The sequence below is a fragment of the Candidatus Phytoplasma rubi genome (genome assembly GCF_026821955.1).
Lineage (GTDB): Bacteria > Bacillota_I > Bacilli_A > Acholeplasmatales > Acholeplasmataceae > Phytoplasma > Phytoplasma vitis.
This window is the reverse complement of the sequence record NZ_CP114006.1, coordinates 550,874-576,684: the sequence shown is the minus strand read 5'-3', so window position 1 is coordinate 576,684 and position 25,811 is coordinate 550,874. Positions and strand designations below refer to the sequence as shown.

The following is a 25,811-nucleotide window of genomic DNA, read 5'->3' as shown; positions in this document are numbered from 1 at the left end:
GATAGAAGATAATATTAAGGAGTAATATTTTATGGGACGCCAATTCAAAATTGATAAAATACGTAATATTGGCATTATGGCACATATTGATGCTGGAAAAACAACTACAACAGAAAGAATTTTATTTCATACTGGTAAAATACATAAAATAGGTGAAACTCACGAAGGCGCTTCACAAATGGATTGGATGGAACAAGAGCAAGAAAGAGGAATTACAATTACTTCAGCAGCTACTACTATTTTTTGGAAAGATCATAAAATTCAAATTATTGATACTCCTGGTCACGTAGATTTTACAGTTGAAGTTTCCCGTTCTTTAAGAGTTTTAGATGGAGCAGTAGTTGTTATAGATGCTCAAGCAGGAGTTGAACCTCAAACAGAAACTGTTTGGCGACAAGCAACAGAATATAAAGTTCCTAGAATTGTTTTTGTTAATAAGATGGACAAAGTAGGAGCAGATTTTGAATACGCTATTAGTACTTTAAAACAAAGATTAGGTGTAAAAGTAGCTGCTGTTCAATGGCCTATCGGAAAAGAAAGTAATTTTATTGGTATTATTGATTTATTAGAAATGACTGCTTTTAAATATAATAATAATTCTTTCTCAGAAGATGGTGAATTTATAGATATACCTCAAGATTTATTAGAAATAGCCGCTCAAAAAAGACAAGAATTAATAGAATTATTATCTGAATTTGATGATGATTTGATGGAACTTTTTTTTCAAAATAAAGAAATTAGCGCTGATGTTTTGAAAAAAGTTATTAGAAAAGCAACTTTAACTGTTGATTTTTTTCCTGTTTTATGTGGTTCTGCTTTTAAAAATAAGGGAGTTTTGAAAATATTAGATGCTATGATTGATTATCTTCCTTCTCCTATTGATATTCCATCCATAACAGGTTTAGATATTAATAATAATGAAGTAATTCGTAAAGCTTCTGATGATGAACCTTTTACTGCTTTAGTTTTTAAAATTATGACTGATCCATTTGTAGGGCGTTTAACTTGTTTAAGAATTTATTCTGGTGTTTTAAAAACTGGAACTTATGTTAAAAATGCATCAAAAAATGTTAAAGAACGTATAGGACATTTATTACAAATGCATGCCAACAAAAGAGAAGAAATTCAGGAAGCTAATGCTGGAGATATCGTGGCTGTTATAGGATTGAAAAATGTTACTACTGGAAATACTTTAACTTCAGAAAATGATTTTATTATTTTAGAATCCATGAATTTCCCTGAACCAGTTATAGAAATCGCTTTAGAGCCTAAAACTAAAAATGATCAAGATAAAATTTTTGCCTCTTTAAGTAAATTAGCGGAAGAAGATCCTACTTTTAAGGCTTATATTAACCATGAAACAGGACAAACTATTATTGCTGGAATGGGTGAGTTACATCTTGATATTATTATAGATCGTTTAAAAAGAGAATTCAAAATAGAAACCAATGTAGCTAAACCACAAGTAGCTTATAGAGAAACTTTAACTCAAGTTACAGAGACAGAAGGAAAATTTATACGTCAATCTGGAGGAAGAGGACAATATGGTCATGTTTGTATTCGCTTCGAACCTAACGAAGGTAAGGGATTTGAATTTGTAAATAAAATTGTTGGCGGTTCTGTTCCTCGTGAATATATTCCTGCCGTAAAAAAAGGTTTAGAAAAATCTTTAAGTAATGGTATTATTGCTGGGTTTCCTTTTATAGATGTAAAAGCGATTTTATTTGATGGTTCTTATCATGATGTTGATTCATCAGAAATTGCTTTTAAAATTGCAGCTTCTATTGCTTTAAAAGAAATAAAAAAAAATGGCGGTTTAGTTCTTTTAGAACCTATTATGGATGTAGAAGTAATAACTCCTGATAATTATGTAGGGAATGTTATTGGCGATTTAACATCTAGAAGAGGGAAATTAGAAAATCAAGAAAATCGTGGAAACGCAGTTGTTATTAGAGCTTTTGTCCCTTTATCTGAAATGTTTGGATATGTGACTAATTTACGTTCTAATACACAAGGCAGAGCAAGTTTTGTTATGCAATTTGCTAGATATGCTAAAATGCCAAATAATATTACCGAAAATATTATTAAAGAGCGTACGTAATTAATATATAATATTTATGTAAAAGATAAAAAAATAAAAAAAAGGAGACTTTTTAAAATGGCTGATAAAATGGCTGAAATATTTTTAAAAGAAAAGTTCAATTTAAACGTAGGAACTATTGGTCATGTAGATCATGGTAAAACCACTTTAACTTCTTCGATAACTAATTATTTGTCAGAACAAGGATTAGCGAAAAAACAAAATTACGAACAAATAGATAAATCTCCTGAAGAAAAAGAACGTGGTATCACAATTAATTCTACATGCATAGAATATCAAACAACTAAAAGACATTATTCTCACATAGATTGTCCTGGACATGCTGATTATATTAAGAACATGATCGCAGGAGCTTCGCAAATGGATGCAGGTATTTTAGTAGTTTCTGCTGTAGATGGAGTAATGCCTCAAACAAAAGAACATATTTTACTTGCTAAACAAGTAGGAGTTCCTAAATTAGTAGTTTTTTTAAATAAATGTGATTTGGTAGAAGATAAAGATATTTTTGAATTAATAGAATTAGAAATTAGAGATATTTTAACTTCTAATGGTTTTGATGGTGAAAACACACCTATCGTTAGAGGTTCTGCTTTACGTGTCGAAGGTATAAAAGAATTACTTGATACTTTAGACACATATGTTGAAGATCCAGTACGTGATTTAGACAAATCTTTTTTAATGCCTATTGAAGGCGTTATTAACGTAAAAGGTAGAGGAACTGTTGCTACAGGACGTGTCGAAAGAGGACAAATAAAACTTCAAGAAGAAGTTGAAATCATAGGTATTAAAGAAACTAAAAAATCTACAGTAACTGGTTTGCAAATGTTTCATAAAAATTTAGATAAAGAAGGTGCTTTGGCTGGCGATAATATTGGTATTTTGTTACGTGGTGTCAATTACAAAGATATTCAACGTGGACAAGTTATATGTAAACCAGGATCTGTAAAACCTTATTCTAAATTTATAGCTAAAATTTATATTCTTACAGCTAAAGAAGGCGGAAGAAGCACTTGCTTTCGAGATAATTATCGTCCGCAATTTTATGTAAGAACTGCTAGTGTTACTGGTGTAATCGAATTAAAAGACGGTCTTAAAATAGTAAATCCAGGAGATTTAGTAGAAATTATCGTTAATTTAATTTATCCAGTAGCGATCGAAGAAGGAACAAGTTTTTCTGTACGTGAAGGCGGAAGAACTATCGGAGCTGGAACTGTTATTAAAATAATAGAATAATTATAAATTATATATATTTAAATTTAATAATTAATTTATTTAATATTATTATAAATTTTTGTAAATAAATTCATTTTTAATACCGAAAAGACTAGTTTTTTTAAACTAGTCTTTTTTTGTTTTTAGTAAAAAGAGGTTTTAAAAATAAGTAATTTTAGACAGTTTGTATCCAAAATTGAATCATTTTATTTTTAATTATTTTTTAATCTTTTTAAAAAACTTGATATTTTTTTTATTAGAAAATAAAGAAATAAACAATGAAAAAATAAAAGAAGAAATTGATAAATTAAACAAACAAATTAAACACCTTTTATTTTATAAAGTAGTTAATTTTAAATTTCCATTCTCATTAGATAAAGAAGATTTATTATTAACAACTTATCAACTTTTATTAAAAAAAATTATAACAGTTCGAATAAATTGTTAAATCTATTTTTATTAATTATTATTATTTTATGCATTCTATATCTTATTTGTGCGATTGATTTTATTTTTAAATTTATTTATTATACATCAAAAAATATTTATCATTTATTTAGAGGAATCATCAATTTTTTTATATAAGAAAAATCAACTCAAAAACTAATTTCAACAACCTAAACCATTTTAAATAGCTGTTTTTTAAAAAAACAGCTATTTAATTTTAAACTTTCTAAGACAAAAAAATAAAACAAAAATATTAGAAAACCAAAATAATAAATTTTTCAAACAAGAAAGGATAAAAAATTATGAACCGGACCAATACTAAAAAATTTTTAAGTTCTATTTTTAATGTCAATAAATTAAACGACATTAACGAATATTCAAATAGTAGATTAATTAGAAACTACAAGTCTATTTACTCGACAGAAAAACAGTTAATTACATTGACATTGACATATTCAACCCAAAAAAAAGAACACTTAATTGGCGATTTTAGAAAAAACAAATTATTAAAAAATCAAAGACTTTTAAATGAATTAAAAGCTATTATTTAATTATAATTAACTACCGCATCTCAAAATCAATAATAATGTACCTGATTGAAAAAATTAACAAGAGAAATCGAAAAAAATTTTAAATTATAAAAACACGAACTTGTTGAAGTAATTAATTTAATTGAATCAACGGTTCAAAAACATTTATCTTTTCAGTTTAAAAATCAAATAACGTTAAAAAATAGAAGAAATAAAATATTTACCAATGTTTTTTAATTCATATATTTCAATTAGAAACTGTAAAAGAGATAATAATTTTATTTATTTTTATCATTAATAAAAGAAATCTCTTTACGTTTAATAAGAAAGATCTAATTACATTTTTATTAAGAAGAAGTTTTTAAACAAAAAATTATACTTATTATATATATTGCTTAGTGATTATAAAAACAAATTAACATAATGTAAAAATCAATTTTATATTAAAAAAAGGCTTGGAGAATATACACCTTTTGAAATAATAATTATATTCGGTCTTTCATCAAAAAACATTTATGATATATATTATTATGTTATGGTTTTATCTCTAAAAAAATTATGACACAATAAAACTATTATAAAAATATATTTTTGTCAAAACAATTACATAAAAATTTTATTTCTAACAAAAAAAAGAGAGAGATGAAAAAACAACTTTTAATTAAAAAATCCTTTTTAATATAAAAAAAGGTTTTTTGATCTAAAAGATAATAAAGGTTTTTTAGTTTTAACCCTAAAAAAAATAAATATTATTATTTAGAAACAAAATTATAAGTTATTTTAGCTAGACAACAAGGTATATCTTTTAAAAATAATTTAAAAAAATTTCAAATTGTCTCTGTATAACAAATTTTTCATTGGACGAAATGGTTTAAAAATAAAGAATTTTATTGTTTACAACAAAAAAAGTGATCATAATTATCCAATGTATACATTTATTATTTAAAAATTATAAAATATTTAAATTAAAAAAATATTTAACAAATTAATAGTAGTAAATAAAATAATAAAATGAATTCTAAAGAAAAATCTAATTATGAAAAAATAAGAGAAATAATTTTAAGATTTATCAAAATTAAAATAGTAAGTAAAAATAATTCTATATTTCCAACATTAAATTCTGAACAAGAAGCTATTGATTTTTTTTTGAACTTTTTCATTTTTTTAGACAATTTTAAAAATTAAAATTGTCTAAAAAAATGGTGAATATTTAGTTTGACGGCGAAAAGATAGAATTTAATGACATAATAAATGTTTATAATTGGAATAAATAAAAGTAGAGTGATGATGAAAAAGATGAGATTACTAGTTAAAGATTGAAAGATTTTTTTATGAACATTTTTGGTTTCTTTTCCAGTGTTGTATGTGTTGTTAAATAAAAAAAAGACCTTTATGAAGGTATTTGTAAATAATAAAAATTTTATAAATAAATTATTTTTGTTTCTTGTTGGGTTTTGTTGAAGAAGAACCTTTTTCCTGATTTTTGGCTTCTTTAGTTTTTTCTTTTAATATTTTTAATTTTTCTGAATTCGATAACATTTGAATAATTTTATTTCTATCTTCTTCTGAATAATTTTCAAGAACATTATATAATTCATAATAATTTTTAACATCTTTTTTAGATTCTTCTTTTGATGGAATTATATCTTTCCCATGATCTTTTTTAGGCGCAGCCATTACTTGATGAACATTATTAGTAATTAAAAATAACCCTAAACCAATAAATAAAATAATATTAAATAATAGTAAATATTTTTTTAATTTAAACATTAATTAAATCTCCTTTTATTTTTTATAATCGTTCTTTTTTGAACTTTCTGGTTTATAAATCGAATATTTAGAATTTTTTTTATTGAATTGATAAATTGAAGGTTATCATCTGATAAATTACTTTCTTTTTCTATTTTTGAACTTATATTTCTTCCAGAACTTTCTGGTTGATCGCTATAAGTTTTTGATAATTGATTATTGTTTTTTCTTTTATTGTATTTGCCGATTGCTTTTGTAATACATTTTTGTTTTTCCAAGAGTTCATCTTTTTTTTCGTCATTAATTTTTAAATTTGTCAATTCGTTTTGTATTTCAAATTCTGCTTTTATATATATACAAAACATATTCTTCGTCATTAGCAATTTCATTATTATTATTATTATTATTATGTTTATTACTCATTCCCATAACTTGATAATTATTAGTGATAAATAATAATCCTAAGAAAATAGTTATAAATATATTCAATAATAATAAATTATTTTTGATTTTAAACATAAATTAAATCTCCTTTAGTATTGATAATAACAATAAAACATACTTTAAATTATTTAAAGTCTTCTACTAATATTATTTGATTGATTTCGATTGTTTTTTCTTTTTGGCACGGCGTTTGTGAAGAATAATTTGTTGAGCAGCGCGAATACGATTACTTAATTCAATATTTTGCCTCATAAGATTGTGAATTACTTCAAAAGAATCATTATTATTTACAAGCATCTATAATTCATTGGGTTATAATCTTGCTTGTTTCGCGTTCAAATCTTGTAAAATTTTTGCTTGTAATTCAAAATTAGCATGATTATTATTATCATGTCCGTTATTTTGGAGATATATATGACCATTATTCATTGCCATAACATAATAATTATTAGTTATAAATAACAACCCTAATAAAATAAATAAACAAAAATTTATTATTTTAAATTGATTTTTTTAATTTAAACATTATTTTAACTCCTTTTTTAATTCAGAAAAATTATTTTTGTTCATATTGCCAAAAAATATACATATTTTTGGCTTCGTTACCCATTTGTTTTAATTCTTCTAAAATATATTTATCATCTTCATCATCTCTAGTACCATTATCAAAAAAAACACCTAATAAACTACGAGGTGGATTTTTAATCTTCCATATCATTGCAAATTCTGTTATGTTTCCATTATAACACGGACCAGTTAGCGTAAAATCAAAATATTGTTTAAATGTTTCATGATTTTTAAGAATATCAATATTTGATACAGTTACATTAACGATTCTCATATCGCCAACAAACTCTTCATTAGGGGGTGCAGCCATTACTTGTTTATTACTAGTAATTAAAAACAATCCTAAGAAAGTAAATACAAAAAATGCATTCAATAACAATAATAAATTATTTTTGATTTTAAACATTAATTAAATTTCCTTTTGTTTTTTATTCTTTTAAATTTAACATATTGGAATTTATTAATATTTTATCACCGTTCAGAGCGGATTCTTTTATTATTTTCGGCTTCTTTGATTTTATCGTTATTATGTTTATCTTGGTAAATAGATAAAGTTTTACGAACAGGGTTGAAGCGAAGATGGTAAATCAGTTAATTCGAAGTTGGCATCGTGAACGAAAGCCCTCTACCAAGGTAATATATCTTTATCTTCTTTGCATTTAACGATTAAAGAGTTGTTACCTGGTCCTTCGTGTTGTGTTTTTTTTCGAAATTGATATTTGAATATAAAATTTGAATATAAATGACTGTCATCTTTTATATCGAAAGAAGCGGAATTGAATCCGTTTAAAGTAGTATGTTTTATAGGTTAATCCTCTTTTTTTATCCAACGATCGAAAGGATGACGATCTTTGGGATGTAATTGGTGAGGTTTAGATGGTTTTTTTTGGATTTTATGCGTTCTTGAACTGTTAAAATATCATTAAAACTGCCTTTTTTGGCTTGAGCTTGTTGTTGATAATAACCAAAACTTCATTATGCCATCAAAGATGTATTTGGCTTTAATCATTTAACATTTGTTATTATCCGTCATACCATTCATCAATTTTTTCGAATTTGGTTTCATTTAAAATAGGGATTTCTTCTTTTGGTAATTTAATGATTTTCATTTTGGTTAAAATAATCCAACTGATAATTAAAAAAAGAAATAACCCTAAAATGATAAAAAACAATTTGATTATTTTTTTAATATTAAACATAATTAGTTCCTTTCGGATAATTTGTAATATACCAACATTTTAACACATTTAACTTTTGAATTTTAATTAAAACCATTTTTTGAACCAAGAAGTTACTTTAATAAATGTTTCATTTATGTTTTTTTTAATTTTATTAGTAAAGGGTTGAATTGAACCTTTCCAGGTTTCTTGTTTTTCTATGGTATTTTTAATTTTGTCCTATTCTGCTATTTTTTTGAGTTAATATTTTTTTATTTCTTTTTAAGGTTACTTTAGTTGTTTAATGGGCTTTTTGTTCTTCTTTTAACTGTTTTTTTTGAGTTTATTGATTTCATGACGGAGTTCGGCGTTTTCTTCGAGATATTGCCCTATTCACTTTTTTTACTGTTATTTCAAAAATTTTATTCTTGTTTTTTTATACAAAAAAAGATTACTTTGAAAGCAATCTTGTTTCTTTTTAAATTAAAATTTTATTTTTTTAATAATTGATTGATCCACGGAAAGCGGAATTTTTCCGTTAACTTAGTTATCTTCCACTGGCGTAGCTGTTACCTTATTTACGTTATGGGACTTTCATTTTTCGCTGCCCTCTTGGTCTAATATAAAAAAACTTATAGTTTAACGTCATTACGGACGGGAAGGATTAACATTTTTTTTATTTTTTAATTTTTTAATGTTTTTTTCTTTAATATTTTCTGCTTGTTTTAAAGATAAATTGAGTTTTTCAGTAATTTCGGTGTTGGTATAACATCCTTTATAATCTTCGTTAATATTTCCTAAAGGAATCCCAAAACTTAAATGGATAATTTTGAATTCGTTTTCACTTAATTTAGCTTTCATTTTTTTTAAAAAAATTTCATGATTGACTTGTTTTAACCATAATTGATGAGGGTCTAAATTATTTATTTGATATGGTTTATAAAACTCTTCTTTAAAAGAAAGATTATTAACTTTATGATTTTTTTGTGGAAGAGAAGGAGAATAACTTTTTCTAATCAGTTTTGTGATTTCCGATTTGATAGTTGTAGTAGCGTAAGCAATAAAGTCATAACCTAAATCTTCATAATTATTGAGGTCTTTGATTAATCCTAAAATCCCTTCTTGATATAAATCTTCTCTAGTTAAAACTCGAGGATAATATTTAAATTGTTTTACTAACTTTTTGACTAATGGTAAATGAAATTCAATTAATTGATCTCTTATTTCTAAATTCTTTTTCTTTTTTAAAAAATCTTTAAATAATTTTTGTCTTAAAATTTAATGCCTTTCTAAAAACATTTTTAGAAAAGAGAGGAAATTATTTTTTTAGTCTTGTAAAAGAAAAAAAGACTAACTTAAGAGTTAGTCTTAAAGAATTTTTAAAAATTAAAAAGTGTCTAAAGTTTTGGAACAAGGCAAGTACATCCATTATTCCAAATATCATTCTAACTGTATTACTATCTTTTCCTTGAAAAATTCTTATATATACATGAGTAAGGAAATAAGATAATATTGTCATTATCACTATTATTAATGACAAAACTATAACTCCTACTTCTAATGAATTTTTTACTTAATTAAATATATCTGTTATTGTACCAAATAAATAAAATAATGAAGCAATTGTCAAAAACATACACAAAAGATATTATTAAACGTAATTATACACATTAAACAACCTATTTTACTAAAAAACTAACTTCTTTAATTTGTTATTTTTTTGACTCATATAATAAAACATTTCCTTTAATTTTATTTTTAATTATTTATTAAAAAATTTATATTATATTATATTCATAAATTAAAAACAATTTTTTTAATTATATTTATTGATTATTTTTTTAAATTTTTTTAAAAAAAACTTTGCAAAATATAATTTTTTTGTATAATAAAAAAAACAAGATTTCAATATACAATATTTATAAAATATTATATATGTGTTTTCTTTTAGTTAAATTTTAATTTGACAATTATTTTTTTATGTTATTAATATTAAAATTAATAAATATTGTTCTTTTTGAATAAATATGTTTTTATTTACTTAAAACATGACTTTTAAAACGGTTCCATTTTAGTAATACACGCCCTATACACGTTTTTAACTTTTTTAACTTAACTATATAGTAGTACAAATATAATTTTAATATTCTTATGGAATGGAAAATTCAAGATAAATTTATTTTTTTATGTTAAAATAAATTATAATTGTATAAAAAATTTATTTATCTAAATTTAAATAGTTATATAAGAAATAATATGAAAATAAAAAGATTTAAAAAAAACGATAATTTTTTAAGTATTTGTTATGCTTTTGTTTTGTTATTAATTTGTTTAATAACTTTTATTTTTCGTTTTGCCTAATGTTATCAAAATAATACAAAAGAATAATTTTCATTTTTTTTCCGTTTCATACATCATTTTACTTCTCAAAGTAATATTTTGATTTTGATAGTGATATGTTTTTTTCACCTCAATTCGTAGTAAAAAAATTTTTTCTATTTTAATGTTTTTTGCTGTAATTGATATTTTGTTGACTTGTATTGTTACTCATTTTATTGATAACACAAGCGAAAAAAATACTTTAATAATAAGAACTTTTTCAGATTAAATATTTTCAACATACTTTTATTCCTTTTTTGTACATTCTTTTTTATTTTTTTAAAATTAATCATGGTTTAAAAGTGTTAAAAAAAGCTTATTTAGGTTTAGTTCATCATTTATGTTATTTTTTCTTTTTTTTATTTGCTAATTTTTTATGGGAATCGAAATATTACCCTTATAATATGATTAATCCTGATAAAAAAGGAATTTTAGGAGATATTTTAAAATTTTCTAGAGAAAAACAAGGTTACTCTTATCTCTTTTTAAATATTTTTTTATTAGTTATTATTTTTTATTTTTTTATCTTATGGTATTCTTAGTTTGAAAAAGAAAATAAATTCTCTAAAATAATTTTAATTTTATTAAAAAATTAAAATTATTTTTTAGTTTTTTAAAAAAGAAACATTTATTTTATTTTTGAAAAGATTATTAAAAAAATAATTATATAAAGTTATTTATATAATTATTTATATATAATAATTATATAATATTTTAATTATCATAAATTCATATTAATATTATAGAATGTTAATGTGTGTATTAATGGTTTAAATTTTATAAAAAAAAGGATATAAAAATATGGCAAATATTAAACAACAAAAAAAACGTGTTAAAACTGATGCTAAACGTAGATTAAAAAGAAAATCTTATAAATCAAAAATGAGAACTTTAGATAATAATTTTAATAAATTCATCGCTTCTGCGGATAAAGAAAAAGCTGTTGTTTTTTTTAATAAGATTAATGGAGTTTTAGACAAAGGCGTATCTAAAGGAATTTATCATAAAAATTTTGTATCTAGAAATAAATCTAAAATATCTAAATTATTAAATAGTATTTTAAAATAAAAATAATTTTTCTTTTTTTAATTTATTAATTTAATTAAAAAAAGAAAATAATTTTCATAATAAAAAGGATTTTTTATGTTAGATTTGAAATTTGTTCTTAGTAATATGAATTTAGTTTTAGATAAAATGAAGAAAAGACAAACAGATCCATTTTTTTTAAAGCAACTTATTCATTTAGATAAAGATAGAAAAAATTTAATTAATAAAATAGAAAAAATAAGATTTCAAAGAAATAATTTATCAAAAGAAATTTCAGAATTGAAATTCAAAGATAAGTTGGATGAATATTTTTTTCAAAAAGAAAAAATTTTTAAAAAAAATTTAAAAGAATTTGAACAAAAATTTCAATCAATAGAAAAGAAAATTTTAGATATTTTATCAAATATTCCTAATTTACCTCATGATTCTGTTCCTGTTGGAAATACGTCAGAAAATAATATTGAGATATTACGTTTTTCTGAACCTAAAAAAATGTCTTTTTATATAAAAGATCATGTAGAGTTAGGTAAGAAATTAGATATTTTAGACTTTGAAAAAGCTGCTAAAATTACAGGAAGTAAATTTGTTGTTTTAAAAGGAATTGGAGCTAAATTAGAAAGAGCCTTAATTAATTTTATGATTGATACTCATGTATCAAAAGGGTATAAAGAAATTTTTCCTCCTTTTATTGTGAATGAAAAATCTATGTTTTCTACAGGGCAACTTTCAAAATTTAAACAAGAAATTTTTCAATTAAAATTAGATAAACAAAATTTTTATTTAAATCCTACAGGCGAAGTTCCTATGATTAATTTACATCGAGATGATGTTTTAGATGTAAATCAATTACCTTTAAAATATGTTTGTTATACCACTTGTTTTAGACAAGAAGCGGGAGCAGCTGGGAAAAACACAAGAGGTATTTTCAGACAAAAACAATTTAATAAAGTGGAATTAGTTCAATTTGTACAACCTGATAATTCTTATTTAGTTTTAGAACAAATGTTGAAAGATTCTGAATATATTTTACAAAAATTAAATTTGCCATATAGAGTGGTTGTTTTATCTACTGGTGATTTAGGTTTTAGTATGAGTAAGACTTATGACATTGAAGTATGGTTACCTGGACATCAAAAATATTGTGAAATAGCTTCTATAAGTAATGCTGAAGATTTTCAATCTAGAAGAGCAAATATTAAATTTATTCGAGATAAAAAAACAAAAAGAGAATATTTACATACTTTGAATGGTTCTGCTTTAGCTATAGGTAGAACAATGATGGCAATTATGGAAAATTATCAAGATAAAGACGGAAATATTGTTATACCTGAAGTTTTACGTAGTTATATAGGTATAGATTTGATTAAATAAAAATCAATTTATCTATTTATTTTATAATTATTAACTTTTATTTATAAGGACAAAAAAAGTATGAATATAAAAAAATATTTATCGAAATCTGTTTGGGGATTAATCGTAATTGTTTTAATAGTAGGTATTTTAGTTTCTTTGTATAATGTTTTTGTTAAAAATAAAAATGAAAATATAATTTTTTTTAATGATTCAAATATTAATGATATAGAAACAATACAACCTTATTTGATTAATTCGTTTCCTGTTATGTATGATGTACATATTAAATATAAAGGTAATTCACAGAAAAAAGTTTATGAATTAGTTTCAGAAAAAGAGTATTCAGAATTCAAACAAGAATTTAAACATAAAATTAATGAATCAAAATTCAAAGGACCTATTCAATATAAAGATTTTGGAGGTTTTGGACCTCTTTTATCTGCATTTCGTCTTTGTTTAACTATTTATTTTATATATTTTGTATTAAAAAATTTGGCTGGCGCTACATCTCAATTAGTTGAACAGTTTTCTGATAGAGATAAAATTAGAACGAAAAAAAATAAACATTCATTTAAACAACCTACATTAACTTTTAAAGATGTCGCAGGCGCCGAAGAAGAAAAAGAAGAATTAGCCGAATTAGTAGATTTTTTAAAAAATCCTAAAAAATATTATTTGATGGGTGCTAGAATTCCTAAAGGAGTTTTGTTATCTGGACCTCCTGGAACTGGTAAAACATTATTAGCGAAAGCTCTTGCTGGAGAAGCTAAAGTACCTTTTTTTGCTGTTTCAGGCTCCGAATTTGTCGAAATGTTTGTAGGATTAGGAGCTGCACGTATTAGAAGTTTATTTAAATCAGCTCAAGAGCATGCTCCTTGTATTATTTTTATAGATGAAATCGAAACACTTGCGCGTAAAAGAGGAATGAATTCTTACGGTGGTAATAGCGAACAAGAACAAACTTTAAATCAATTATTAATTGAATTAGATGGATATAATCAAAATCAAGGAGTTATTGTTGTAGCTGCTACAAATCAACCTGATTTTTTAGATCCTGCTTTATTAAGACCAGGAAGGTTAGAACGTCGTTTTATTGTTAATTTACCAAGTGTTAAAGATAGAGAAGCTATTTTAAAATTACATTCTTTAAATAAAAAAATTTCTCCCGATGTTAGTTTAGAAGAAGTGGCTAGAGTTACTTCTGGTTTTAGTGGAGCTCAATTAGAAGGTATTTTAAATGAAGCAGCTTTATTAACTGCTAGAAATAATGTTGATTTTATTGATAAAAAAACTATTAGTGAAGCTATAGATCGTATTTTAATGGGACCAGCTAAAAAAAGTGTTAAATATTCTGAAAAAGAAAAGAAAATGATTTCTTATCATGAAGCAGGTCATGCTGTTATTGGGTTAAAATTAAAAGATTCTCGAAAAGTAGAAAAAGTAACTATTATTCCGCGTGGTAATTCGGGTGGTTATAATTTATTTTCTAACGAAGAAGAAAGTTTTTTTTCATCTAAACAACAATTATTAGCAGAAATTACTTCTTTTTTAGGAGGTCGTGCAGCAGAGGAATTATTTTTAGATGATGTTTCTAATGGTGCTTATCAAGATTTTAAAATGGCAACTAATATTGCTAAAAAAATGGTTACTATATTCGGAATGAGTGATTTAGGTTTAGCTCAATTTGAAGAAGGTAATAATTTTCATAAAAACTTTTCAGATCCTAAAGCTTTAGAAATTGATCAAACTATACAAAAAATTATATTTAATTGTTATGAAAAAGCTAAGAAAATAATTTCCGAAAATAAAGAATTATTTATTAAGATTACAGAATATTTATTAGCAATTGAAACTCTTAATAAAAAAGATATTCAAGAAATAGCAGAAACAAATAAATTGAGCTGGTTTGATAAACAAAAAGAACAAGAAAAACAATTGGAAGAACAAAAACAAAAAGAAATCGAAAGACAAGTAGAAGAAGAAAAAAAAGAAGAAAAAGTTTATGAAATTAATGATTCTGATTAGACAAAATTTTCAGATACAAAAGACGATATTAATTTATTAGATTAAAAATTATTGAATTAAAAAAATATAAATAAATAATTTAATAAATTTAAAAAAAATATATTTTATATTTTTTGAAATTATATATTTATATATTTTTATAAGAAAAATGTATTTATGTTTTTTGACATGGTACATTTTTTGTTTATTTTATTAAAATTGAATTTCTTTTGGAATTTTTTGGTGAATTATGAGATTATTAATCGTTCAAGATAAAGAAAAAAATATACGTTTAGATTTTTTTTTGACACAAAAATTAAATATTAGCAGAAAACATTGTTGTTTTTTAATTGATTCTGGTAAAATTATTGTTAATGATAAAATATCTAAAAAAAGTTATTTATTAAAAATAAATGATATAATAAAAATTCTTAATATTGAAAAAAATTTTTCTTCTAATATTTTTGATCCTATTAATTTAAAATTAAAAATAATTTATGAGGATCAATATTTAGTTGTTATTGATAAACCTTCAAATTTAATAGTTCATCCTTCAACTAGTTATTCTGGTGTTACTTTAATTAATGGATTGTATTATCAAATTAAAGATTTTAAATTGTCAGGAGGAAATAGACCTGGAATTATTCATCGTCTTGATAAAGATACTACAGGTTTAATAGTTATAGGAAAAACAGAAGAAGCTGTAATTATAATGCAAAAATTAATTAAAAAGAGAGAAATAAAAAGAATTTATTGGGCTTTGATTTATGGTTTTTTAGGTTATGATTATGGTACTTTTGATATTCCTATAAGAAGAAGCATTCACAATCGTTTAAAAATGGAAGTTTCGTTACAAGGTAAACCTTCTATTACTCATTTTCGAATTTTAAAGAAGTTTGAGAAATTTTCTTTATTAGAATTAAAATTAGAAACAGGCAGAATGCATCAAATTAGAGTTCATTTATCTTATTTAAAGCATCCTATTTGCGGTGATTTTTTATATGGTCCCAAAAAACAAACTTTACAACAACAGTTATTACATGCCAAAAAATTAGAATTTACTCATCCTTTTACTGGTGAAAAATTAAAATTCGAAACCTCTTTGCCTTTACATTTTCAAGAATTTTTGAATAAAATAGAATCAAATTAAATAAAATTATAAAATAATAAATAATCAAGGGTATTTTTTATGTATTTGAAAAAAATTAAAACAAAAATAGAAAAAATTTTAAATGATAAATATGTTTCTTCTATATTTTTGCAAAATAATTTTAAAGAAGATAAATTTGATTTTTTTATACCCTTGTTTAGTTATGTTAAAATTTTTAAAAAAAATTTATTAGAAATTTTTGAAGTTTTAAAAAAAGATTTAATAAAGTTAGAACAAATAGAAAATGTGTTTTTTCAAAATGGTTTTTTAAATATTAAATTAAATAGAAAAAAAATTACTCAAAAAATTTTATTGAATATTTTGAATAGCGATGAGAGTTATTGTCAAAAAAAATTTAATAATCAAGTAGTAATTTTGGATTATTCTTCGCCAAATATAGCTAAAAATTTCTCTATTGGACATTTACGTTCTACAGTTATCGGTAATTCTTTACAAAAAGTTTATCAAAAGTTAGGTTTTAAAACTATTAGCATTAATCATTTAGGTGATTGGGGTACTCAATTCGGAAAATTAATTTTAGCTTATAAAAAATGGGCTAAAAAAGAAAATATGTTAAAAGATCCTATTAATGAATTACAAAGAGTTTATATTTTATTTCATCAAGAAGTGATTAAAAATAAACAATTAGATGAGCAAGCTAGAAAAATTTTTTATCTTTTAGAAAATAAAGATAAAGAAATAACTGAATTATGGAAATATTTTAAAGAAATTTCTTTAAAAGAATTTCATCAAATTTATGATTTATTAGGAGTTTCATTTGATTATTATATTGGTGAATCTTTTTTTCATGATAAAGCAATTCAATTATTAGAAGAGCTTAAGAATAAAAAAATACTTGTATTAGATGATGAAGCTTATGTTATTCCTTTAGAAAATGATTTACCACCAGCTTTAATACAGAAAAAAAATGGAAGTACACTTTATTTAACAAGAGATATAACATGTGTTTTAGATCGTTATCAAAAATTTAATTTTTTTAAATGTTTATATGTAGTAGGTAATGAACAAAAATTACATTATCAACAATTAAAATTAGTAATTAATAAGATTGGTTACGAAAATTTACAATTAGAACATATTAATTTTGGTTTAATTTTATTTCAAAATATTAAAATATCTACAAGAGAAAATAATAATTTTAGATTAAAAGATATAATTAATAAAGCAGAAATAGAAGTTAAAAATATAATAAAAGATAGAAATTTTTTTCCAGAAAAGATAAATGAAATATCTCGTAAAATATCTATTGGGGCTATTATTTTTAATGATTTAAAAAATGATCGTCATTTAGATATAGAATTCGATTTAGAAAAAATGTTAAAATTCGAAGGTAATACAGGTCCTTATTTACAATATACGGTAGTTAGACTAAATTCTATTATTCAAAAACAAGATTTTCATAATAATGAATTAACAAAAAATGATTTAAATTATTATTATGAAAAATTTCATCATTATGTTTTAATTAGATTAATGGATCAATTTGATTTTGTATTAAAAAAAGTTCAAGAGTCTAATATGCCCAGTGTTTTAGCTAGATATCTTTTTCAATTAGCCAAAAATGCTAATAAATTTTATGAAAAAGAAAAAATTTTAAATAATGATGATTTAAAATTACAATATGCTAATATTTTATTGATTAAAAGTATTTTAATTGTTTTAAAAGAAGGATTGAGAATTTTAGGAGTACCTATTTTAGAAAAAATGTAAAAATTTAGATTATTTTTTTGATTTTTACAAAAATATTATCGTTTATTTTTTTTATATATTTTTTATTATTAAAAAATAATTTTAAAAGATATATTAATTATTTTTTAATAAAAATAAATTTGTCTAAAATATTTTTTTATTTTATATTATAAATAGAATTAATATTTTTATTATTTTAATAAATTTTTAAATTACAAAAAAAGAAAGGTTTTTTCATGAACAGTTTTGATTTAGAACAAAATTCTAGCGATTGGCATGAACATAGAAAAAAATATATTAATGCTTCAGAAGTAGCAATAATTATGGGTCTAAATCCTTTCGAAAATAAACAAAATCTTTTGAAAAGAAAACTTTTTGATTAGAAAATAGAAGATAATGAATTTATGCGTCATGGAAGAGCTTTAGAACCGAAAGCTAGAAATTTTTTTAATGATATTAATAAAACAGAATTTAAACCCTTAGTTTGTGTTAAAGAATTTTTTTCAGCATCTTTAGATGGTTGTAATGAAGAAACAAAAAGTTTATTAGAAATTAAATGTCCCATATCTTTTAATTCTAAAACTTGGAAAAATTTTTTTATTAAAGACCAAATTTCTATTTATTATTATGCGCAAGTACAAGCACAGATTTATTGTTCTTCTTCTGAAAAAGTTTTTTTTGGTATTCCAAAGTTATCAAAATGCCAAAGTGAAAGAAATTAAAAGAGATCTGATATTTATTGAAAAAATGTATGAATAATGTCTTATTTTTTATAAACTTTTTAAAGAAGCAGAACAAATTTTGAATAAATTGAAAAATAATAAAAATAAATTTTGAATTATATTTTTTGTTTTTTATTATTTATATAATTAAAAATTTTTGTTTTTTTATTATTAGATATGTTTTTTGTTAAATAAATTTAAAAAAATTTTAATTATATTAATTAAACATAAAACTATATAAAAAATATTATATAATTATATATAATTTATTTTTTATATAATTTTATGTTTAATTTTTTATTTTTTTAAAATTATTTATATTATATAGGAGTTTAAATGATTTTTGATAAGGTTAAAAAAATTATTTGTGAAAGAAAATCTATAGAAGAAGATAAGATTTTTTTAGAAACCAGATTAAAAGAAGATTTAGCTTTAGATTCTTTCGATGCTGTCGAATTAGTAATTGAATTAGAAAAAATTTTTGATCTTAAAATTAGTGATGAAGCTATGCAACAATTTAAAATTGTAAAAGATATCGTTAATTATGTAGAAAGTAATTTATCATAATTTAATTATTTTATTTGTTTAAAAAAATATTAAAATAAAGGTTTTGTTATGTTAATTTATGATTTTCGTAAAATAGAATTAAAATGGCAGTTGAATTGGGAAAGAAAACAAACTTTTAAAACAAGTTATGATTTTAGTAAGAAAAAATTTTATTGTTTAGATATGTTTCCTTATCCTTCTTCTTCTGGATTACATATTGGACATATTGAAGGTTATACTGCCAGCGATATTGTTAATAGATTTAAAAGAATGCAAGGATATAATGTTTTTCATCCTTTTGGTTGGGATTCTTTTGGATTACCCGCCGAACAATATGCTTTAAAAACAGGAAAAAATCCAAAATATTTTACTTATGAGAATATAGAAAATTTTAAAAAACAAATAAAGATGTTAGGTAAAGGAGTTAATTGGGATAAAGAATTATCTACTTCCGATCCTTATTTTTATGGTTGTACTCAATGGTTTTTTAAAAAATTTTATGAATATAAATTAGCTGTTTTAGAAGATGTAGAAGTTAATTTTTGTGAAAAATTAGGAACAGTTTTGGCTAATGATGAAATTATTTCTACAGAAAAAGGCATTTTTTCGGAAAGAGGTAATTATCCAGTCGTCAAAAAGAAAAAGAAACAATGGGTTTTAAAAATCACTAATTATCTCGATAGGTTATTAAAAGATTTAGATTTATTAGATTGGTCTGTTCAATTAAAAGATATTCAAAAAAATTGGATAGGCAAAAAAAAAGGTTTTATTTTTTTCTTTCCTGTTTTATTAGAAAATAATCATTTTTTAGAAGTTTTCACGACTAAACCAAGTACTATTTTTGGAGTAAGTGCTTTAGTTTTAGCACCAGAACATCCTTTAGTTGATGTTTTAATTAAAAAAGAATTTATTGATTCTGTCAAATTATATTTAGAAGAAACAAAGACAAAAACAGATTTAAACAGAAATATTAATAAGGAAAAAACAGGTGTTTTTATTGGAAGTTATGTTGTTCATCCTTTTAATAAGAAAAAAATTCCTATTTGGATATCTGATTATGTCCTTCCTTCTTATGCTACAGGAGCTATTATGTTGGTTCCTTTTTGCGATGAAAGAGATTTTTGCTTCGCTAAAAAATATAATTTAGAAATAATTCCTATTTTAAAATTTGATGAATTAGAATCTAATGTTAATAATTTCGATAAGTATCATTCGATGTCAGAAACAGATATATTTATAAATAGTTCTTTTTTAAACGGTCTTAATTTTGAAGAAGCTAATGATAAAATTATTGAAATATCTGAAAAAGATAATTTAGGTCATGTTCATTATGCTTATCAAATGCGTGATTGGCTTTTTTCTCGTCAAAGATATTGGGGCGAACCATTCCCAGTTTTTTATGATGCAAATAATAATATTTACTTAGAAGAAGATAAAGATTTACCTTTAGAACTTCCTTCATTAGATAAAATTGAAAATTCAAATGATGAACAATCTCCTTTATCCAAAGTTACTTCATGGTTATATTTTGAAAAAGATGGTAAAAAATATAAAAGAGATTCTAACACTATGCCGCAAACAGCTGGTAGTTCTTGGTATTATATAGCATATATTTTAAGAAATGATTTAGGTATACAAGATATTAATACTTGTGAGTCTAAAAAATTTTTAGATTATTTCTTGCCTGTAGATCTTTATATAGGTGGAAAAGAACATGCTGTAGGACATTTATTATATTCTCGTTTTTGGCATAAATTTTTATATGATCTAGGATTAGTTTCATCTTTAGAACCTTTTAATAAAATAGTTAATCAAGGAATGATTTTAGGTGAAGATAATCTAAAAATGAGTAAGTCCAAAGACAATAGCGTTAATGCTTCTTTAGTTTTAGAGAAATATGGCGCTGACGCCACAAGACTTTATATTATGTTTTTAGGTTCTTTAGAAGATAATAAGGTTTGGTGCGAAAGCGGTTTCAAAGGAATTCAGCGTTTTTTAAATAGGATTTATAATATTTTTTTATTTTTTTTGATAGATGAAGATTTTTCTATTTTAGAACCGATATTAAATCAAACTATTCAAATAGTAACTGATAATTATGAGAAATTAAAATTTAATAAGGTTATTAGTCAATTAATGATTTTTATTAATAAAGTGTATAAAGAGAAAAAAATAAATCATAATCAAATTCGAATTTTTTTAAAATTATTAAATCCTATTGCACCTCATTTAACAGAAGAGTTAAATGAAAGATTTTTATTTTCTAAAGAAGAATTAGTTTATTCTCAATGGCCTTCTTATCAAAAAATAGAGATAGCAAATGAAAAAGTTGAGATTGTTATTCAAATAAATGGGCAATTGAAATCAAAAATTTTTGTTTTAAAAGATGAAACGCAAGATGCGATTTTAAAAAATGCTTTGCAAAATAATAAAATTAATTTTTTAATTCAAGATCGTAAAATTTTGAAAGTTATTTATATTAAAAATAAGTTATTAAATTTAGTTATTTAATTTTAAAATTAGGAAAATTATAAATAGGTTTATATATGAAATTACATAGTAAAGGTTTAATGATAGTAATTTCAGGACCATCTGGCGTCGGAAAAGGATCGATCAAATCAGCTTTATTAAATCAAGTTAATAATAATTTTTGTTATTCTGTTTCTTATACTACAAGAAAACCTAGAAAAGGAGAGCAAGAAGGAAAAGATTATTTTTTTATAAATAAAGCAGATTTTGAAAAAAAAATTGAAGAAAATTTTTTTTTAGAATATAGTGAATTTGTCAATAATTATTATGGTACTCCTTATAAAGAAACTTTAAAAAAATTAGAAGAAGGCAAAGAAGTTCTTTTAGAAATCGATATTGAAGGTGTTTTGAAAATTCAAAAACATAAAATTAATAAAGATAGTGTTTTCATTTTTATTTCACCTCTTTATAAAGAAGTTTTAAAAGAACGTTTGAGAAAAAGAGATACTGAAACAGAAGAAGAACTAAAAAAAAGAATATTGAGAGCTTCGGAAGAAATGAAATTAGCTTATAAATGCGATTATATTGTGTTTAATGATGAAATTAAAAACGCTTTAAATAAAATTATGTCTATTATTACTGCCGAACGTCATAAAACTAAAAATATTATTAATTTTTATTCAAAAGAAATTTTAAAAAAAGGAAATTGAAATTTTTATGTTTAAAAATAAAAAAGAAGGTTTAAATTATCCTTCTATTGATGAATTATTAAAAAGAATTGATTCTAAATATAAATTAGCTTATTTGTCTAGTAAAATCGCCCATGTTATAGAAGAAAATAAATTAGATGTTTATGATATCGAAGGTAATAAAATATTAAGTAAGGCTTTATCAGAAATTGTGAATGGAAATTTTAATATTACCTTTAATTAAAAAAATTATATTTTAATTTAATGAAAATAAATTATTATTTTTAGAGGTCGTATAAATTGTCATTATTCAAACATATTCCAGTTTTAAATAAAGAAATTATAGAATATTTAAATATAAATCCTAAAGGAATTTATGTAGATGCTACTTTGGGTGGTGGTGGGCATAGTGAATCTATTTTAAATAAACTTAATGAAGGTTATTTGTATTCTTTTGATCGTGATCTTTACGCAATTCAAAAATGTAAAAAGAAATTTGAAAATAAAAAACAAATATTTTTGATTAATAATAATTTTTCTTTTTTAAAAGAAGAATTATCAAAAAGAAATATTTCTTCAATTGATGGTATTGTTTTTGATTTAGGTTTATCTTCTTTTCAAATAGAAGATAACACAAGAGGATTTAGTTATTTACAAAATTCTTTATTAGATATGAGAATGGACATTAAACAAAAAATAGATGCTTCTTATATTGTTAATAATTATAGTTTTTCAGAATTAAAAAAAATTTTTTTATTTTATGGAGAAGAACCTAAATCTGGATTAATAGCTCGAGAAATTATCAAAAGAAGACCTTTAACTAACACTTTAGAATTAGTAGCAATAACAGATAAATTTTATCCTTTATATATGAAAAAAAAGAGAGGTCATAGCGCCAAAAGAATTTTTCAATCATTAAGGATAGAAGTTAATCAAGAATTAAAATGTTTAGAAGAAGCTTTACAACAAAGTCTTGATTTGTTAAAACCAAATGGTAGAATCGTTGTTATTAGTTTTCATTCTTTAGAGGATCGTTTAGTTAAAAAATTTTTTAAAAACAATATTCAATCTAAAATACATCCTAAATTACCTTTTTTAGAAAAAGACATTCCTTTTACTCCTTTAAGTCTTGTTAATAAAAAAATTATTTATCCTAGCGAAGAAGAAATAGAATCTAATCCTAGAAGTCGTTATGCTAAATTAAGAGTTGCTGTTAAAAATTTCTAAATATGAATTTGTTAATTTTAAAAATATTTTTTTGTTAAATAGATTTTTGTGTTATATTAAGATATGATATGTTTTTTAAAACTTTTAATAATGATAAATAACAATTTTATATTGTAATGATGTGTTATTTAATATATAATTTAAATGATTGTCTTTTTTAATAAGTTTTTTTTGAGTTAAATATTATTTTATATTTTGTAATATTTAATTTTTTGTAATTTATTGAATATTAAAAAATATAAAATTATTTATTATTTATTAAAGAAAACTTTTATTATAAATTATTTTTTATATTTTAATCATAATTGTCACGAAAGGTTTTATTAAAAAATGGTTAAAGAAAAGGCACAAAATAAAGAAGTTATAAAGATTATTTTAAAATCTTATGATCGTAACATAACTTATCAAGCGGCTCAAAAAATTACTGATAGTATTACAAAAATAGGTGCTGAAAGAATAAGTTCAATACCATTACCAACAAAAAGAGAAATTTTTACTGTTATTCGTTCTCCTTTTGTTAATAAAGATAGTAGAGAGCAATTTGGACGTTTCACTCATAAACGTTTAATTCAGATTGTTAATCCTAGTCCTGAAATAATAAATGCTTTAATGTATATTAAATTACCTTCTACTGTCAATATTTTTTTAAAGAAAAATATTTAAAAATATTTTTTTGAAATAATTTTTGTTTTTTTAAATTTAAGAAAGAGGATGAAATGGCTAAGGGAATTTTAGGAAAAAAAATAGGAATGACTCAGGTTTTCACTGAAGAAGGATTTTTAATTCCTGTTACTGTAGTTGATGTGTCTAATAATGTTGTTTTACAACAAAAAAATTTGGAAAAAGATGGTTATCAAGCGACACAATTAGGATTTGATTCTAAAAAAGAAAAATTAATGAAAAAACCTCTTTTAGGACATTTTAAAAAGAATAAAATCGAACCTAAATATTTTGTTAGAGAAATTTCTTTTGGTTCTAATATAGTTAATGAATTATCAGATTTACCGGAAGGCACTATTTTAGAAAAAAATTTATTTTTTTCGAAAGAAATTATAGATGTAACGGGTATTAACAAAGGAAAAGGTTTTTCGGGCTCTATTAAAAGACATAATCAAAGCCGTGGTCCTGAAAGTCATGGTTCTAGATATCATAGAAGACCTGGTTCTATGGGTCCTATTAAAGGTAATATTACAGGTAAAAAATTACCTGGTCAATTAGGTAATGAGCAGGTTACTTTGCAAAATTTAACTCTTTATAGTGTTGATTCAGATAAGGGAATATTTTTGATTAAAGGAAGTATTCCAGGCCCTAATAAAAGTTTTGTAATTATAAAATCTGCTGTTAAAAAAATAAGGAAGTATCATGATGCCTAAATGTAATTTATTTAATCAACAAGGTGAAATTGTATCAGAGATCACTTTATCTGAAAATGTTTTTGGTGTCAAAATTAATCAACAAGTTTTATATGATGTCGTTAATCAACAAAGAGGAGCGATGCGCCAAGGTACACATTGTACCAAAAATAGATCAGTTGTTTCAGGTGGAGGAAGAAAACCTTGGGCTCAAAAAGGAACAGGTAATGCTCGTCATGGTTCTATTCGTTCTCCTTTATGGAGAGGTGGAGGAGTTGCTTTTGGTCCGAAACCAAGAAAATATTCTTTCAAAGTTAATGCTAAGATTAGAAAAATAGCTATGAAATCAGCTTTATCTTTTCAAAAAGAAAAAAATAATTTAATGGTAATTGATTTTTTGAATATAGAAAGTCATAAAACAAAATATTTTCAAAAATGTTTAGAAAAAATTAAAATTGGTAAAAACAAAGTTTTAATAATAGTTAATGAATTAAATGATAATTTAGTTCGTTCTACTAATAATTTATCTAATGTAACTTTAGAAACTGTTACGCATGTTAGTGTTTATCAAATTTTAAATGCTAAAAATCTTATTATAGATAAAAAAGCCATTGATTATTTAGAGGAGAGGCTATTAGATAATGATTAAATATTATGACTTGATTCACGATCCGATTATCACTGAATCTACTAATAAAAAAATGGAAATTAATAATGAATATACTTTTAAGGTCAAAAAAGAATCTAATAAAATAGAAATCAGAAAAGCTATAGAACATATTTTTAAAGTAAAAGTTTTTTCTGTTAATGTTATGAATGTATTACCTAAATTTAAAAAAAAAGGTAAATTTCAAGGTTATACTTCTGGTTACAAAAAAGCAATTGTTAAATTGTTTCCGGCCCAAAGAATAAATGTTTTTAATGAAGAAAAACAAAAATAATTTAGTATAATTTTT

27 protein-coding genes are annotated in these 25,811 nt (G+C 22.7%); 20 read left to right on the top strand and 7 right to left on the bottom strand.

Going from position 1 to position 25,811, the window contains the following annotated elements:
* The first annotated feature begins 31 nt into the window (after positions 1 to 31).
* The 3 genes from fusA (at position 32) to RS022_RS03235 (ending at position 5,475) form a co-directional block, all read left to right on the top strand.
* Positions 32 to 2,101, top strand: a complete 2,070-nt coding sequence (fusA, locus tag RS022_RS03245) for an elongation factor G (protein ID WP_268849749.1) — start codon at positions 32 to 34, stop codon at positions 2,099 to 2,101.
* A 69-nt stretch (positions 2,102 to 2,170) separates the two neighbouring features.
* Positions 2,171 to 3,334, top strand: coding sequence for an elongation factor Tu (gene tuf, locus RS022_RS03240; protein ID WP_268850211.1), 1,164 nt, complete (start codon positions 2,171 to 2,173; stop codon positions 3,332 to 3,334).
* Positions 3,335 to 5,301: 1,967 nt separating this feature from the next.
* Positions 5,302 to 5,475 (top strand): hypothetical protein, encoded by a 174-nt coding sequence (locus tag RS022_RS03235; RefSeq protein WP_268849748.1) that lies wholly within the window; start codon positions 5,302 to 5,304, stop codon positions 5,473 to 5,475.
* Positions 5,476 to 5,721: 246 nt separating this feature from the next.
* On the opposite strand, the gene RS022_RS03230 is transcribed toward RS022_RS03235, so the two are convergent.
* The 7 genes from RS022_RS03230 to RS022_RS03200 all read right to left on the bottom strand — a co-directional run bounded on the left by RS022_RS03230 (position 5,722) and on the right by RS022_RS03200 (position 9,485).
* Positions 5,722 to 6,060, bottom strand: a complete 339-nt coding sequence (locus tag RS022_RS03230; RefSeq protein ID WP_268849747.1) for an SVM family protein — start codon at positions 6,058 to 6,060, stop codon at positions 5,722 to 5,724.
* Positions 6,060 to 6,359 carry a hypothetical protein gene (locus tag RS022_RS03225; RefSeq protein WP_268849746.1) on the bottom strand — a complete coding sequence of 100 codons (300 nt, stop codon included), beginning with the start codon at positions 6,357 to 6,359 and terminating at the stop codon, positions 6,060 to 6,062. Before RS022_RS03225 ends, RS022_RS03230 begins: the two co-directional genes overlap by 1 nt.
* 13 nt (positions 6,360 to 6,372) lie before the next feature.
* The gene (locus RS022_RS03220) at positions 6,373 to 6,558 is read right to left on the bottom strand and encodes an SVM family protein (RefSeq protein WP_268849745.1); all 186 of its coding nucleotides are present in this window, start codon (positions 6,556 to 6,558) and stop codon (positions 6,373 to 6,375) included.
* 237 nt (positions 6,559 to 6,795) lie between these two features.
* Positions 6,796 to 6,948: a hypothetical protein gene (locus RS022_RS03215; protein ID WP_268849744.1), complete on the bottom strand. Its 153-nt coding sequence runs from the start codon at positions 6,946 to 6,948 to the stop codon at positions 6,796 to 6,798.
* A 91-nt stretch (positions 6,949 to 7,039) separates the two neighbouring features.
* Entirely contained in the window at positions 7,040 to 7,456 is a 417-nt protein-coding gene (locus RS022_RS03210; protein WP_268849743.1) for an SVM family protein, read from the bottom strand.
* 616 nt (positions 7,457 to 8,072) lie between these two features.
* Complete coding sequence (locus RS022_RS04195) at positions 8,073 to 8,249, bottom strand: hypothetical protein (protein ID WP_308738519.1); 177 nt, start codon at positions 8,247 to 8,249, stop codon at positions 8,073 to 8,075.
* Positions 8,250 to 8,855: 606 nt separating this feature from the next.
* Positions 8,856 to 9,485 carry a sigma-70 family RNA polymerase sigma factor gene (locus RS022_RS03200; RefSeq protein WP_268850210.1) on the bottom strand — a complete coding sequence of 210 codons (630 nt, stop codon included), beginning with the start codon at positions 9,483 to 9,485 and terminating at the stop codon, positions 8,856 to 8,858.
* Positions 9,486 to 10,888: 1,403 nt separating this feature from the next.
* Here RS022_RS03200 and RS022_RS03195 point away from each other — a divergent pair.
* The 17 genes from RS022_RS03195 (at position 10,889) to rplW (ending at position 25,796) form a co-directional block, all read left to right on the top strand.
* Positions 10,889 to 11,128 carry a hypothetical protein gene (locus tag RS022_RS03195; RefSeq protein WP_268849742.1) on the top strand — a complete coding sequence of 80 codons (240 nt, stop codon included), beginning with the start codon at positions 10,889 to 10,891 and terminating at the stop codon, positions 11,126 to 11,128.
* Between the two features lie 259 nt (positions 11,129 to 11,387).
* Complete coding sequence (gene rpsT / locus RS022_RS03190) at positions 11,388 to 11,654, top strand: 30S ribosomal protein S20 (protein WP_268849741.1); 267 nt, start codon at positions 11,388 to 11,390, stop codon at positions 11,652 to 11,654.
* A gap of 75 nt (positions 11,655 to 11,729) precedes the next feature.
* Positions 11,730 to 13,004: a serine--tRNA ligase gene (gene serS / locus RS022_RS03185; protein WP_268849740.1), complete on the top strand. Its 1,275-nt coding sequence runs from the start codon at positions 11,730 to 11,732 to the stop codon at positions 13,002 to 13,004.
* 60 nt (positions 13,005 to 13,064) lie between these two features.
* Positions 13,065 to 15,011, top strand: coding sequence for an ATP-dependent zinc metalloprotease FtsH (gene ftsH / locus RS022_RS03180; RefSeq protein ID WP_268849739.1), 1,947 nt, complete (start codon positions 13,065 to 13,067; stop codon positions 15,009 to 15,011).
* A 229-nt stretch (positions 15,012 to 15,240) separates the two neighbouring features.
* Positions 15,241 to 16,140 (top strand): RluA family pseudouridine synthase, encoded by a 900-nt coding sequence (locus tag RS022_RS03175; protein WP_268849738.1) that lies wholly within the window; start codon positions 15,241 to 15,243, stop codon positions 16,138 to 16,140.
* 39 nt (positions 16,141 to 16,179) lie between these two features.
* Positions 16,180 to 17,871, top strand: coding sequence for an arginine--tRNA ligase (argS, locus tag RS022_RS03170; RefSeq protein ID WP_268849737.1), 1,692 nt, complete (start codon positions 16,180 to 16,182; stop codon positions 17,869 to 17,871).
* Positions 17,872 to 18,086: 215 nt separating this feature from the next.
* Positions 18,087 to 18,233: a hypothetical protein gene (locus RS022_RS04190; protein ID WP_308738518.1), complete on the top strand. Its 147-nt coding sequence runs from the start codon at positions 18,087 to 18,089 to the stop codon at positions 18,231 to 18,233.
* A gap of 21 nt (positions 18,234 to 18,254) precedes the next feature.
* Positions 18,255 to 18,572 carry a lambda-exonuclease family protein gene (locus tag RS022_RS04185; RefSeq protein WP_308738517.1) on the top strand — a complete coding sequence of 106 codons (318 nt, stop codon included), beginning with the start codon at positions 18,255 to 18,257 and terminating at the stop codon, positions 18,570 to 18,572.
* Between the two features lie 336 nt (positions 18,573 to 18,908).
* Positions 18,909 to 19,139, top strand: coding sequence for an acyl carrier protein (gene acpP, locus RS022_RS03160; protein ID WP_268849736.1), 231 nt, complete (start codon positions 18,909 to 18,911; stop codon positions 19,137 to 19,139).
* Between the two features lie 48 nt (positions 19,140 to 19,187).
* Positions 19,188 to 21,629, top strand: a complete 2,442-nt coding sequence (gene leuS, locus RS022_RS03155) for a leucine--tRNA ligase (RefSeq protein WP_268849735.1) — start codon at positions 19,188 to 19,190, stop codon at positions 21,627 to 21,629.
* A gap of 35 nt (positions 21,630 to 21,664) precedes the next feature.
* Positions 21,665 to 22,297 (top strand): guanylate kinase, encoded by a 633-nt coding sequence (gmk, locus tag RS022_RS03150; protein WP_268849734.1) that lies wholly within the window; start codon positions 21,665 to 21,667, stop codon positions 22,295 to 22,297.
* Between the two features lie 7 nt (positions 22,298 to 22,304).
* A complete protein-coding gene (gene rpoZ / locus RS022_RS03145; protein ID WP_268849733.1) occupies positions 22,305 to 22,520 on the top strand; it encodes a DNA-directed RNA polymerase subunit omega in 216 nt (71 codons plus the stop codon).
* Positions 22,521 to 22,576: 56 nt separating this feature from the next.
* Positions 22,577 to 23,503 carry a 16S rRNA (cytosine(1402)-N(4))-methyltransferase RsmH gene (gene rsmH / locus RS022_RS03140; RefSeq protein ID WP_268849732.1) on the top strand — a complete coding sequence of 309 codons (927 nt, stop codon included), beginning with the start codon at positions 22,577 to 22,579 and terminating at the stop codon, positions 23,501 to 23,503.
* Between the two features lie 330 nt (positions 23,504 to 23,833).
* A complete protein-coding gene (rpsJ, locus tag RS022_RS03135; protein WP_268849731.1) occupies positions 23,834 to 24,166 on the top strand; it encodes a 30S ribosomal protein S10 in 333 nt (110 codons plus the stop codon).
* Between the two features lie 53 nt (positions 24,167 to 24,219).
* Positions 24,220 to 24,876 (top strand): 50S ribosomal protein L3, encoded by a 657-nt coding sequence (gene rplC, locus RS022_RS03130; protein ID WP_268849730.1) that lies wholly within the window; start codon positions 24,220 to 24,222, stop codon positions 24,874 to 24,876.
* Positions 24,869 to 25,504: a 50S ribosomal protein L4 gene (gene rplD, locus RS022_RS03125; RefSeq protein ID WP_268850209.1), complete on the top strand. Its 636-nt coding sequence runs from the start codon at positions 24,869 to 24,871 to the stop codon at positions 25,502 to 25,504. Before rplC ends, rplD begins: the two co-directional genes overlap by 8 nt.
* The gene (rplW, locus tag RS022_RS03120) at positions 25,497 to 25,796 is read left to right on the top strand and encodes a 50S ribosomal protein L23 (RefSeq protein ID WP_268849729.1); all 300 of its coding nucleotides are present in this window, start codon (positions 25,497 to 25,499) and stop codon (positions 25,794 to 25,796) included. The genes rplD and rplW overlap by 8 nt, the downstream gene beginning before the upstream one ends.
* The last annotated feature ends 15 nt before the right edge of the window (positions 25,797 to 25,811 follow it).

Excerpts from the sequence above, each read along its gene's own strand:
- ftsH (WP_268849739.1), top strand. The coding sequence starts at position 13,065 with ATGAATATAAAAAAATATTTATCGAAATCTGTTTGGGGATTAATCGTA.
- argS (WP_268849737.1), top strand. The coding sequence starts at position 16,180 with ATGTATTTGAAAAAAATTAAAACAAAAATAGAAAAAATTTTAAATGAT.
- serS (WP_268849740.1), top strand. The coding sequence starts at position 11,730 with ATGTTAGATTTGAAATTTGTTCTTAGTAATATGAATTTAGTTTTAGAT.
- RS022_RS04185 (WP_308738517.1), top strand. The coding sequence starts at position 18,255 with ATGCGTCATGGAAGAGCTTTAGAACCGAAAGCTAGAAATTTTTTTAAT.
- rplW (WP_268849729.1), top strand. The coding sequence starts at position 25,497 with ATGATTAAATATTATGACTTGATTCACGATCCGATTATCACTGAATCT.
- tuf (WP_268850211.1), top strand. The coding sequence starts at position 2,171 with ATGGCTGAAATATTTTTAAAAGAAAAGTTCAATTTAAACGTAGGAACT.
- RS022_RS04190 (WP_308738518.1), top strand. The coding sequence starts at position 18,087 with ATGAACAGTTTTGATTTAGAACAAAATTCTAGCGATTGGCATGAACAT.
- rpsT (WP_268849741.1), top strand. The coding sequence starts at position 11,388 with ATGGCAAATATTAAACAACAAAAAAAACGTGTTAAAACTGATGCTAAA.
- rpoZ (WP_268849733.1), top strand. The coding sequence starts at position 22,305 with ATGTTTAAAAATAAAAAAGAAGGTTTAAATTATCCTTCTATTGATGAA.
- RS022_RS03175 (WP_268849738.1), top strand. The coding sequence starts at position 15,241 with ATGAGATTATTAATCGTTCAAGATAAAGAAAAAAATATACGTTTAGAT.
- RS022_RS03230 (WP_268849747.1), bottom strand. The coding sequence starts at position 6,060 with ATGTTTAAATTAAAAAAATATTTACTATTATTTAATATTATTTTATTT.
- gmk (WP_268849734.1), top strand. The coding sequence starts at position 21,665 with ATGAAATTACATAGTAAAGGTTTAATGATAGTAATTTCAGGACCATCT.
- RS022_RS03220 (WP_268849745.1), bottom strand. The coding sequence starts at position 6,558 with ATGTTTAAAATCAAAAATAATTTATTATTATTGAATATATTTATAACT.
- acpP (WP_268849736.1), top strand. The coding sequence starts at position 18,909 with ATGATTTTTGATAAGGTTAAAAAAATTATTTGTGAAAGAAAATCTATA.
- rplC (WP_268849730.1), top strand. The coding sequence starts at position 24,220 with ATGGCTAAGGGAATTTTAGGAAAAAAAATAGGAATGACTCAGGTTTTC.
- rplD (WP_268850209.1), top strand. The coding sequence starts at position 24,869 with ATGCCTAAATGTAATTTATTTAATCAACAAGGTGAAATTGTATCAGAG.
- RS022_RS03235 (WP_268849748.1), top strand. The coding sequence starts at position 5,302 with ATGAATTCTAAAGAAAAATCTAATTATGAAAAAATAAGAGAAATAATT.
- RS022_RS03210 (WP_268849743.1), bottom strand. The coding sequence starts at position 7,456 with ATGTTTAAAATCAAAAATAATTTATTATTGTTATTGAATGCATTTTTT.
- rpsJ (WP_268849731.1), top strand. The coding sequence starts at position 23,834 with ATGGTTAAAGAAAAGGCACAAAATAAAGAAGTTATAAAGATTATTTTA.
- fusA (WP_268849749.1), top strand. The coding sequence starts at position 32 with ATGGGACGCCAATTCAAAATTGATAAAATACGTAATATTGGCATTATG.
- RS022_RS04195 (WP_308738519.1), bottom strand. The coding sequence starts at position 8,249 with ATGTTTAATATTAAAAAAATAATCAAATTGTTTTTTATCATTTTAGGG.
- leuS (WP_268849735.1), top strand. The coding sequence starts at position 19,188 with ATGTTAATTTATGATTTTCGTAAAATAGAATTAAAATGGCAGTTGAAT.